This window comes from Zemynaea arenosa (assembly GCF_004614185.1).
Taxonomy (GTDB): domain Bacteria; phylum Pseudomonadota; class Gammaproteobacteria; order Burkholderiales; family Burkholderiaceae_D; genus Telluria; species Telluria arenosa.
The window spans coordinates 1-9864 of the sequence record NZ_SPVF01000246.1; the positions used below are offsets into that span (position 1 = coordinate 1).

Annotated in this window: 9 protein-coding genes and 1 tRNA gene; 5 read left to right on the top strand and 5 right to left on the bottom strand. The window is 65.5% G+C overall.

Annotation, left to right across the window (positions count from 1 at the left end):
• A partial coding sequence (locus tag E4L96_RS19090; protein ID WP_307721655.1) for a BON domain-containing protein occupies nucleotides 1-896 on the top strand: 896 nt, incomplete at its 5' end.
• A 112-nt stretch (nucleotides 897-1008) separates the two neighbouring features.
• Nucleotides 1009-1848 carry an HDOD domain-containing protein gene (locus E4L96_RS19095; protein ID WP_135208804.1) on the top strand — a complete coding sequence of 280 codons (840 nt, stop codon included), beginning with the start codon at nucleotides 1009-1011 and terminating at the stop codon, nucleotides 1846-1848.
• A gap of 21 nt (nucleotides 1849-1869) precedes the next feature.
• On the opposite strand, the gene E4L96_RS19100 is transcribed toward E4L96_RS19095, so the two are convergent.
• The 5 genes from E4L96_RS19100 to E4L96_RS19120 all read right to left on the bottom strand — a co-directional run bounded on the left by E4L96_RS19100 (nucleotide 1870) and on the right by E4L96_RS19120 (nucleotide 7048).
• Complete coding sequence (locus E4L96_RS19100) at nucleotides 1870-3279, bottom strand: DUF4214 domain-containing protein (RefSeq protein WP_135208805.1); 1410 nt, start codon at nucleotides 3277-3279, stop codon at nucleotides 1870-1872.
• A gap of 345 nt (nucleotides 3280-3624) precedes the next feature.
• Nucleotides 3625-3700, bottom strand: a tRNA-Lys gene (locus E4L96_RS19105).
• A gap of 82 nt (nucleotides 3701-3782) precedes the next feature.
• Nucleotides 3783-5597, bottom strand: coding sequence for a type IV pilus assembly ATPase TfpB (tfpB, locus tag E4L96_RS19110; protein ID WP_135208806.1), 1815 nt, complete (start codon nucleotides 5595-5597; stop codon nucleotides 3783-3785).
• A gap of 20 nt (nucleotides 5598-5617) precedes the next feature.
• Complete coding sequence (locus E4L96_RS19115) at nucleotides 5618-6397, bottom strand: spermine/spermidine synthase domain-containing protein (protein ID WP_135208807.1); 780 nt, start codon at nucleotides 6395-6397, stop codon at nucleotides 5618-5620.
• Between the two features lie 114 nt (nucleotides 6398-6511).
• Entirely contained in the window at nucleotides 6512-7048 is a 537-nt protein-coding gene (locus tag E4L96_RS19120) for a glycine zipper 2TM domain-containing protein (protein WP_135208808.1), read from the bottom strand.
• Between the two features lie 293 nt (nucleotides 7049-7341).
• Between E4L96_RS19120 and E4L96_RS19125 the strand changes: the two genes are divergently transcribed.
• The 3 genes from E4L96_RS19125 to E4L96_RS19135 all read left to right on the top strand — a co-directional run bounded on the left by E4L96_RS19125 (nucleotide 7342) and on the right by E4L96_RS19135 (nucleotide 9715).
• The gene (locus E4L96_RS19125) at nucleotides 7342-7740 is read left to right on the top strand and encodes a barstar family protein (RefSeq protein WP_135208812.1); all 399 of its coding nucleotides are present in this window, start codon (nucleotides 7342-7344) and stop codon (nucleotides 7738-7740) included.
• A 64-nt stretch (nucleotides 7741-7804) separates the two neighbouring features.
• Entirely contained in the window at nucleotides 7805-8410 is a 606-nt protein-coding gene (gene purN, locus E4L96_RS19130) for a phosphoribosylglycinamide formyltransferase (RefSeq protein ID WP_135208809.1), read from the top strand.
• A gap of 9 nt (nucleotides 8411-8419) precedes the next feature.
• On the top strand, nucleotides 8420-9715 hold the full coding sequence (locus E4L96_RS19135) for an RsmB/NOP family class I SAM-dependent RNA methyltransferase (RefSeq protein ID WP_135208810.1): 1296 nt from the start codon (nucleotides 8420-8422) through the stop codon (nucleotides 9713-9715).
• Nucleotides 9716-9864 lie beyond the last annotated feature (149 nt).

The window sequence follows — 9864 nt, forward strand, 5'->3', positions numbered from 1 at the left end:
CCGCCGCGGGCAGCACCAGCGCCGGCATGAGCGCGGCCGGCACGACCGCTTCCGGCCAGGACAACAAGCAGGCGCTGATGGACCAGTGCAAGGATGCCGCGGGCAACAACAAGACCGCCTGCCTGATCGACAACGGCACCCACCCGAACGCCACCGCCGCGCGCCAGCAGGCTGGTGTCGCGCTGGACCGCACCAAGGATGCTGCCGCCAACGCCGGTGACCGCGTGAAGGATGCGACCGCCAACGCGGCGCAGAACACCCGCGAGGCCACCCGCGAGGTGGCCCAGGACACCCGCGCCGCCACCGCGACCGCCGCTCAGAAGACCGAGAACGCCACGGCCAGTGCCGCCGCCAACACCCGCGAGGCGACCCGTGAAGTGGCGCAGGACACCCGCCAGGCGACCGCCAACGCCGCCGCCACCACCAAGGAAGTGGCGCGCGACGTGGCCCAGAACACCAAGGAAGCGGCCGCCACCGCCGCCGCCAAGACGCGCGAAGTCGCCCACGACGTCGCGCAGAACACCAAGGCAGGCGCCGCCAAGGTCGCCGAGAAGACCCGCGAAGTGGCGCACGACGTCGCCCAGAACACCCGCGAGGCGACCGCCGATGCGCGCCAGAACACCAAGGAAGCCACCGCCGTGGCGGCCCAGAAGACCGACCGCGTGGCCGACAAGACCGGGGACGTGGTCGAGGATTCCGTCATCACCACCCGCGTGAAGGCGGACCTGGTCAAGGAACCGAACCTGAAATCGCTGGGCATCCACGTGGAGACCGAGAAGGGCGTGGTGATGCTGAGCGGCTTCGTGAACTCCAAGTCCGAAGCGCAGCGTGCCGTGCAGGTCGCCAAGGAAGTGAAGGGCGTGAGCGACGTGCGCAGCGCGCTGAAGGTCAAGTAAGCCGTTCGAGTCGGACAAACCCCCGGCTGTCGAGTGCGGCAGCCGGGGGTTTTTGCGTGTGCGCCGCAACCGTTTTGAATCTTTGGCGCGCCCCGAGGGTTATAATTTTTCGATGAATAAGATCGAAGCCTTTGGTTACATCGCGGCCCAGGCTGCCCGCGGAGAGATCAGTTTTCCCACCAGCGTGAATGCGGCCCTGCGCCTGCAGCTTGCGCTCAACGACCCCAACTGCCACATCGAGGATGCGATCCGCCTAGTCCTGGGCGAGCCGCAGCTGGCGGCGCGTACGGTGGCGCTGGCCAATTCGGCGGCGTTCAACCGCCATGGCGACAGCGTGGTCACCAGCGCGCGCGCCGCGGTGATGCGAATCGGCTACAGCAGCCTGCAGAACCTGGTGGCGGGGCTGGTGGTACGCCAGTTCGGCGCGAAGATCGTGGACCCCGGCTTGCGCGCCAAGGCCGAGCAGATGTGGCAGCACACCGCGCACGTCGCGGCGCTGGCCCATGTGCTGGCCAAGCGCGTCACCTTCGTCAATCCGGACACCGCCATGTTTGCCGGCATCGTGCACGAGGTCGGCGGCTTCTACCTGCTGTCGCGCGCGGACGAATTCCCCGGCCTGCTCGATGACGATCCCGAAAAGTGGGCCGAGCTGTGCGAGGAAGTGGTGAGCCGCGAGGTGATGAAGAAGCTGGCGATCCCGGACCCGGTGCGGGTGGCGATCGAAGGGCTGCGCGACGGCTGGGTGAACATTCCACCGTCCAACCTGCTCGATACGCTGCTGCTGGCCAACCAGTTTGCGCCGGTGCGCTCGCCGCTGGCGACGCGGGAACAGGATCTGCCGGCTGATGATGAGTCCGCGCTGGATTTTGCGGTGGACAAAGACACGCTCGGCAGCATACTCGAAGAGTCGGCTGCCGAGGTCAAGTCGATGAGCGCCGCGCTGCTGGTCTAGCGCGGCCTTGCCATCAGGGGATTACTTCGGACGCACGCCCCAGAACATGCTGCTGCGGTTCCACGGCGTATTTGCGCCGAGCAGGATGAACTCGCGGTTGGCGCCGCTGTTGGACAGCATGCTCAGGCCGATGCCGGTGACCACGGTGCCGGCCTGGTCGCAGCCGGTGCTGTACTGCATGGTCATGTCGAACACGTTGCGGTTGGCGCGACCCTTGAGGGCGCCGATGAAGGTGCAGCCGCTGACGGTGCCGGTGAAGGTGCCGTTGGCATTGACCGTCACGGTCGCCTGCGGCTCACGGACGCGCTGGGACATGGTCCAGGTGCCGGTAATTTCGTTGATGTTGGCCCCGGTGTTGTAGTTGTAGACCGAGCTGGCCACCGGCGCGGCATTGATCGAGAGCGGACCGTTGTTGGTCTGGATTGCACCGGTCAGGTTGGAACCAGCCGAGTAATTCACGTTCAGGGTCGTGTCTGCACCGGTGCCGTTACCATAGTCCTTCATCGCGCCAGTCAGGCTGGTGCCGTTGCCGATTGCCGAGGACTTAGCGTACCCAAACAGGTCGTACTGGCTGTTGCGCTCCACCCCGTAGAAGGCCCAAACGGTGTCGTCATCGAGCACCAGAAGGTTGAGATCGGTGTTGCCGGTAGCGTCGATGTCGTTGTGGTACATGCCTTCCGCCGACAGCGGCACCGCCGCTTTCAGGGTGTTGATGGTGGCGGTGATCTGGCCGCTCAGGCTGGCCGGATCGGTGGCCGAGTTCACCGTGCGCAGGATGGTGCGCACCGACTGGGCGGCGGCCTGGCCGCGGTAGCCGCGGACTTCGACGCCGGTGTCGAGCGCGGTGGTGAAATTGGCGGCCACGGTGGCGCGGTTGTTGATGGCTGCGACGTCACCGCTGCTCGGGTCGTTGTAGGCGCCGGACAGGATGTTCAGCGAGGCGCGCGCGCGGGTCATTTCGCCCGAGTTCACCTTGCCGAGCCAGAAGGCCTTGCCGTCCGCATCCGGTGCGCGGCCGAACAGGTTCTGGTAAATCGCGTCGATGAAGGCGCTGTTGTCGCCGGCGTACAGTTCCTGCGATTCCTGGCTGCTGTTGAAGCCGTTCAGCAGATTCTGCAGCTGCACATTGGTATAGGCCAGGGTGTTGAGTTCCACCAGGCTGGTCGGCGCATTCATGGCCTGCAGGTACTCGGCAAACTGGCGCAGGCCGGCCGGGTCGGCCGGGCGGCCGAAGTACGAAATGTAGATGCTCTGCACCATCGGATAGTAGTCTTCGACCGAGTGCGTGGCCTGCTGGGCCGAAGTCTGCGAGGTGACGATGGTCGCCGCCATGCTCGGCGCGGCCGTGGTGCTGGATGACGTATTGCCACCGCAGCCGGCCACGAAGGCGGCGACGGCGCAGGCGAGTGCTCCCTGATACAGTTTGTTCATGGCTTGCCCCTAAAAGAAAACGGTTGCGCTCTAAGGTTGTGTTTGACGTTGTGGGCGGAGTGTAGAACGAAAAAGCAATAATGACTTTTTGCTACTGTGCGCGGCTGCACGGTTGAAATATTCGTTTTTGAAAATGTGCTAAAACGTATGCTTGAGCCCGTGTAACTTGCGATTTCGCACACGGTGTCGAGGAAGAGTGCGGGAAGGGGATGTGGCGCAGTAGAGCTGTATCAAGCGTGCGCGCTGGCGCGGGCCATCATTTCTGCTTGTGCACGAGCGGCGCGCGCAGCGAGCGCGCAATGCAAAAAGCCCACGAAGCGAACTTCGTGGGCTTTTTTCTATTCGTGGTAGGCCGTGCGGGATTCGAACCTGCGACCAACGGATTAAAAGTCCGCTGCTCTACCAGCTGAGCTAACGACCCGAAAGAGGCAAGATTATAGCCGGTGTTTTTCTTTTGCGCTAGGGCATCTGGAAAAAAGATTCAGGGCAGGGCGCGGCGGCCCTCACGTCGCCAGCGCGGCGGTCACCTTCAGGACCTCGTCGGCGGTGGTCAGCCCTTCGCTGATCTTGAGCGCGCCGGCGATGCGCAGCGGCTTCATGCCATCGCGCACGGCCTGCTGGCGCAAGGCGGAAATGTCGGTCTCTTCGTCCACGTACTTGAGGAACTCGTCCGTGACCACGGCCAGCTCGTACAGGCCGGTGCGGCCGCGGTAGCCGGTCTGGCGGCATTCGGGGCAGCCGACCGGGCGGTAGACCGTTGCCGGCTTCGGCAAATTCCACGCGCCGCCCAGGCTCTGCCACACATCGTCATTGAGCTGGCCGTCGCCGGCCTTGCAATGCGGGCACAGGGTGCGCACCAGGCGCTGGGCCATGATGCCGATGAGAGTCGCTTCGAGCAGATAATAGGGCACGCCCAGTTCGAGCAGGCGCATCACGGCCGAGGGCGCGTCGTTGGTGTGCAGGGTGGACAGCACCAAGTGGCCGGTCAGCGCGGCCTGGATGGCCATCTCGGCCGTGGCCAAGTCGCGGATCTCGCCGACCATGATGATGTCCGGGTCCTGCCGCATCAGCGCCTTGACGCCGTCGGCAAACGACAGGTCGATGCCGGGCTGGACCTGCATCTGGTTGAACGAGGCCTCGACCATCTCGATCGGATCCTCGACCGTACACACGTTCACCTCGGAGGTCGCGAGCGCCTTCAGGGTGGTGTAGAGCGTGGTGGTCTTGCCGGAGCCGGTGGGGCCGGTGACCAGGATGATGCCGTGCGGGCGCTGGGTCAGCGCGTCCCAGCGCGCGGCGTCGTCGGGCGGAAAGCCCAGCTCGGGCAGGGTCTTGACCACGACCTCGGGGTCGAAGATCCGCATCACCAGCTTTTCGCCAAACGCCGTCGGCAGGGTCGACAGGCGCAGCTCGACCTCCTGCCCGCCTGCCGTGCGGGTCTTGATGCGGCCATCCTGCGGGCGGCGCTTTTCGATCACGTCCATGCGGCCCAGCAGCTTGATGCGCGCGGTCATCGCGATCATCACCACCGCCGGCACCTGGTAGACCTGGTGCAGCACGCCGTCGATGCGGAAGCGGATCACGGCGATGTCGCGCTTGGGTTCCAGGTGGATGTCCGAGGCGCGCTGGTCGAAGGCGTACTGCCACAGCCAGTCCACGATGTTGACGATGTGCTGGTCGTTGGCGTCCAGCTGCTTGTTCGATTTGCCGAGTTCGACCAGCTGTTCGAAGTTGTTGCGCAGCGCCAGTTCCTGGCCGCCCGCCTTGTTGGCGTCCCGGATCGACTTGGCCAGGCTGAAGAACTGCGAGATGTACTGGGCGATGTCGAGCGGATTGGCGATCGCCAGCTGCACGTTGCGGCGCGCGACCTTGGCGATCTCGGCTTCCCACTCCGTGGCGAACGGGTCGGCGGTGGCGACCGTCAGCGTGGTGGCGCTCAGGTCCACCGGCAGGATGTTGAAGCGCGCCGCGTAGCTGGCCGACATCACGTCCGCCACGCGGGTGAAGTCCATCTTCAGCGGGTCGATGCGCAGGAAGGGCAGGCCGACCTTGCCCGCGAACCATTCGGTCAGCACGTCCAGCGTCTGCAGCTTGTGCGGCGGCTGGGCGGACACGAGCTTGCACTGCGCGATGGCGGTGAGCGGGTGCATCGAGCCGGGCGCGTTCTTGAGGATGCCCTGCGCGTGCGCGTAATGCGGCTTGACGGTGGACTTGTCGACGATGCCGTCCGCCAGCAGCCAGGAGAACAGGGTCTGCAGATCGAGCGCGGGTTTCGGCGCGGCTTTGCGGGGCGGGGCGGCGGCGGGGTCTGCGCTCAAGGCGGTCTCCGGTGGCGGGCTCAGGATGGCTGCAGGCCGCGCACCCACGCTTTGGCCGGCAGCTTGGTGGCGGTCTGGATCTGCGCAGCGCGCTCTTTCAGGACGGCGAAGTCGAGGGTGGGGCGGGTCTTGAAGGCGAGCGCGACCACGTTGCCGTCGTGGACTTCGGGCAGGCACAGCACGTCGTCGAAGGCGAATTTCATCGCCTTCAGGTTGCGCGCATAGCTTGGGTGGTCGCCGAACAGGTTGACGGTCATGACGCCGTGCTCCGTCAGGCAGGCCGCGCAGGCCTGGTAGAACTCGGGGGTGTCCAGCACGGGGCCGCGGGCGGTGGCGTCGTACAGGTCGACTTGCAGGACGTCGATCCGGCCGTGGTTGTCCTCATGGGTGACAAAGTCGAGCGCATCCATTTCCAGCACCTGCAGGCGCGCGTCGCTGGGCGGCAGCTTGAACATCGCGTAGCCGATATTGATCACGGCCTCGTTCAATTCGACCGCCGTGACCTTTGCTTCCGGAAATGTCTTGTAACAAAACTTGGTCAGGGCGCCGGTACCGAGGCCCAGCTGGACGATGGTGCGGGGCTGATCCAGGAACAGCATCCAGGCCATCATCTGCTGCGCGTATTCGAGCTCGGGCCAGTCCGGCTTGCGGATGCGCATTGCGCCTTGCACCCATTCGGTGCCGAAGTGGAGATAGCGGACGCCGTCCTGTTCGGACAGGGTGACGGGGGCGAACTTCGGCTTGCGGGCGGGCGGCCGGGAGGACTCGGCCTGTTCGATGGACTTGCGTTTGATGAGCATGGCGCATTATCGGCTGGCGGTGCGGCGGGGCGCAAGCACAACCAGAATGCAAAAGGCCGCCGGCTGGACTGCCCGGCGGCCTGCACGAGGAGAGGCCTCGTCCAGGGTACTCCGTTACATCTGCTCCGGCTGCACCGTCACGCGCAGCTTGACGCGCTGGCCGGGGTCGTAGGACATCGGCACCGTGTACTGATGGCCGCGGTAGTCGTAGGTCACGTCGTAGCCGACGGTGCGCGACTCCCAGGCGTCCACCGTGCGGCACTGGCGCACGGCCTGTTCCTGCACCCGGTCCGGGCCCGGCGCGTAGTTCTGGCCCTGGTTGTCGACGCGGTCGCCGACCACGGCACCGGCGATGGCACCGGCCGCGGTCGCCGCGGCGCGCCCATTGCCGCCGCCGACCTGGTTGCCAATGATGGCACCGGCAATGCCGCCGATGATCGAGCCGCCGGCCGAGCGCTGCGGCGGCGCCTGGCGCACCGGCACCTGCACATATTCAGTACGGCACTCCTGGCGCGGGCGGTTGACCTGCTCGACGCGCGGCTGGACCCGCGTCACCCGGCCGAAGTCTTCAAAATCGCCGACCTGGGCCTGCGCCAGCGGCAGGGCGCTCAGGCACAGGGCCGACAGGACCAGTTTGGATTGCACGTTCATGGATGGCCTCGTTTCGTTCAATTGTCGTTCACAGTCATTCGCTTGCGGGATGGAGGCGGCACATGCGGGTGCTGCCCTTGGAATCAATAGTACTGCGCACGTGTGAACGGCAAGCGTTGCCATGGCAACAAATTGTAACGGCGGGGCGACAAATTGCCGGGCGGTAGGTTTCACAAATCCGAGAGCAATCTCACATTTAGTTGATTCCACTACCACAAACCGTTACCCTACTACATTGGAACGCAATATTGGCGCTTGGCAACGACACGGAAACGGTCTTCACTGAGGAAAAAATGAGTTTGTTTTTAACGGTGCCGCCCAACGTCGTGCAGGCCATCCGCGCATTCCGCGTTGCGGAGTTGCAGGAAGAGGCTGCCCGGCTGGGACAACATTTTCTGTATGTCCATTGCGCGAACACGTTGACCAAGCAGCAGGTATGCCAGCGCATCGGCGAGGCCTTCTTTTTCCCCAAGCCCGCCTGCAAGAACTTCGACGCCCTGCGGACCAGCGTGACCGAAACGATCCATAAGGCCGGCCCGCAGCCGGGCTTCATCGTGGTGATCGAGCAATTGCCGAACACGCAAAAATTCGACCGCGAAGCGCGCGAATCGTTGCTGGACGTGTTCCGCGACGCGGCCGACTTCTGGGCCGAGAAGAAAGTCCCGTTCCGCGTCTTCTACTCCTTCGAGTAAATCCACTGCTGCGCCGCAACATTTCTGCGGGGGCGGCTGCCCCGGCAGGGTACAATGTCGGCCTATGAAAAATATCGTCGTTCTGATTTCTGGCCGCGGCAGCAATATGGAAGCCATCGTGCGCGCGGCCGCGGCGGAGCAGTGGCCGGCGCGGATCGCCGCCGTGATCGCCAACAAGGCGGATGCCAAGGGGCTGGAGTTCGCCGCCGCCCACGGCATTCCGACGGCCGTGGTGGCCAACAAGGAGTACCCGACGCGCGAGGCGTTCGACGCGGCGCTGATGGAAGTGATCGATGGCTACCAGCCGGACCTGGTCGTGCTGGCCGGATTCATGCGCATCCTGACGCCGGGCTTCGTCGACCATTACGCCGGACGGCTCCTGAACATCCATCCGTCGCTGCTGCCCAAGTTCCCCGGCCTGCACACGCACGAGCAGGCGCTGGCCGCGGGCGAGGCCGAGCATGGGGCGACGGTCCACTTCGTCACCGCCCAGCTCGACCATGGTCCGGTGCTGGGCCAGGTGGCCGTGCCGGTGCTGCCGGGCGACGACGCGGACACGCTGGCCGCCCGCGTGCTGCAGGAAGAACACAAGCTGTATCCGCGCGCCGTGCGCCAGTTCATCGAAGGCCGTGTGAGCATCGAGGACGGCATCGTGCGCCTCACTGATTAAGGAATACCCATGCGTTTGCATCCCGCTGTGCTCGCCAACACCGAAGAGGTGCTGCGCGAGGTCTTGCGTTTCACTACTCCGGCTGACGCCGTCATTTCGCGCTATTTCAAGGAGCACCCGCGCCTGGGCGGGCGCGAGCGCGGAGCCATTGCGGAGTCCGTCTACGCGGTCCTGCGCAACAAGACCTTCTTCACCGACTTTGCCGGGTCCAACGCCAGCATGCGGCGCCTGGCCGTGCTCGGTCTGGCGGAAGCGGTCGGGATCGAGCCGATCGCCGGGCTGAGCGATGAGGAGCGCGAGCTGGCCGAGCGTGTCAAGCAGATCGACCGCAGCCTGCTGCCGCCGCAGAAGCGCTCCAACATGCCGGGCTGGCTGTACGAGAAGCTGGTGGGCCAGTACGGCCAGGACGAGGCCGACGTGCTGGCTGACGCGCTCAACAAGCCCGCGCCGCTGGACCTGCGCGTGAATTCGCTCAAGGCCGACCGCGAACAGGTGATCGCCCAGCTGGCCGAGGCGCCGATCGCCGCCGACCCGACCCCGTTCGCGCCGCTGGGCCTGCGCGTGCACAAGAAGCCCGCGCTGCAGAACCTGCCGCTGTTCAAGGAAGGCTCGATCGAGGTGCAGGACGAGGGCAGCCAGGTGCTGGCCCAGATCGTCGGCGCCAAGCGCGGCGAGATGGTGGTCGACTTCTGCGCGGGCGCGGGCGGCAAGACGCTGGCGCTGGGCGCGCTGATGCGCAATACCGGGCGCCTGTACGCGTTCGACATCTCGGAAAAACGCCTGGCCAAGCTCAAACCGCGCTTGGCGCGCAGCGGCCTGTCCAATGTGCATCCGGTCCAGATCGCGCACGAGAGGGATGCCAAGATCAAGCGGCTGGCGGGCAAGATCGACCGCGTGCTGGTCGATGCGCCGTGCTCGGGCCTGGGCACCTTGCGCCGCAATCCGGACGTCAAGTGGCGCCAGCCGCCCGAGGTGGCGCAGGAGATGCACGACAAGCAGGTCTCGATCCTGGACGGCGCCGCGCGCCTGCTCAAGGGCGGGGGCCGCCTGGTCTATGCGACCTGTTCGCTGCTGGATGAAGAGAACGACCGCGTGGTGGAACGCTTCCTGGCCGACCACCCGGACTTCGAGCTGGTGCCGATGAACAAGGTGCTGGCGGAGCAGAAGATTCCGCTGGAGATGGACAGCTACCTCAAGCTGCTGCCGCACCGGCACCAGACCGATGGCTTCTTTGCCGCCGTGCTGGAACGTAAGAAGGCTGCCGCCAAGCCCGCGGCCGCCAAGGACGAGGATTCCGCAGACTGATCGCCACCATGCCCATCTCCAACCTGCTGCTTGACCTGATTTCGGATTTCCGCGAACCCAGCTTCCTGTGGCAGGCGGGCATGATCGTGTTGTGCGTGGCGGCGGGCTGGGGCCTGGCGCGGGTGCTGCGCGGCTCGGCGCTGGCGACG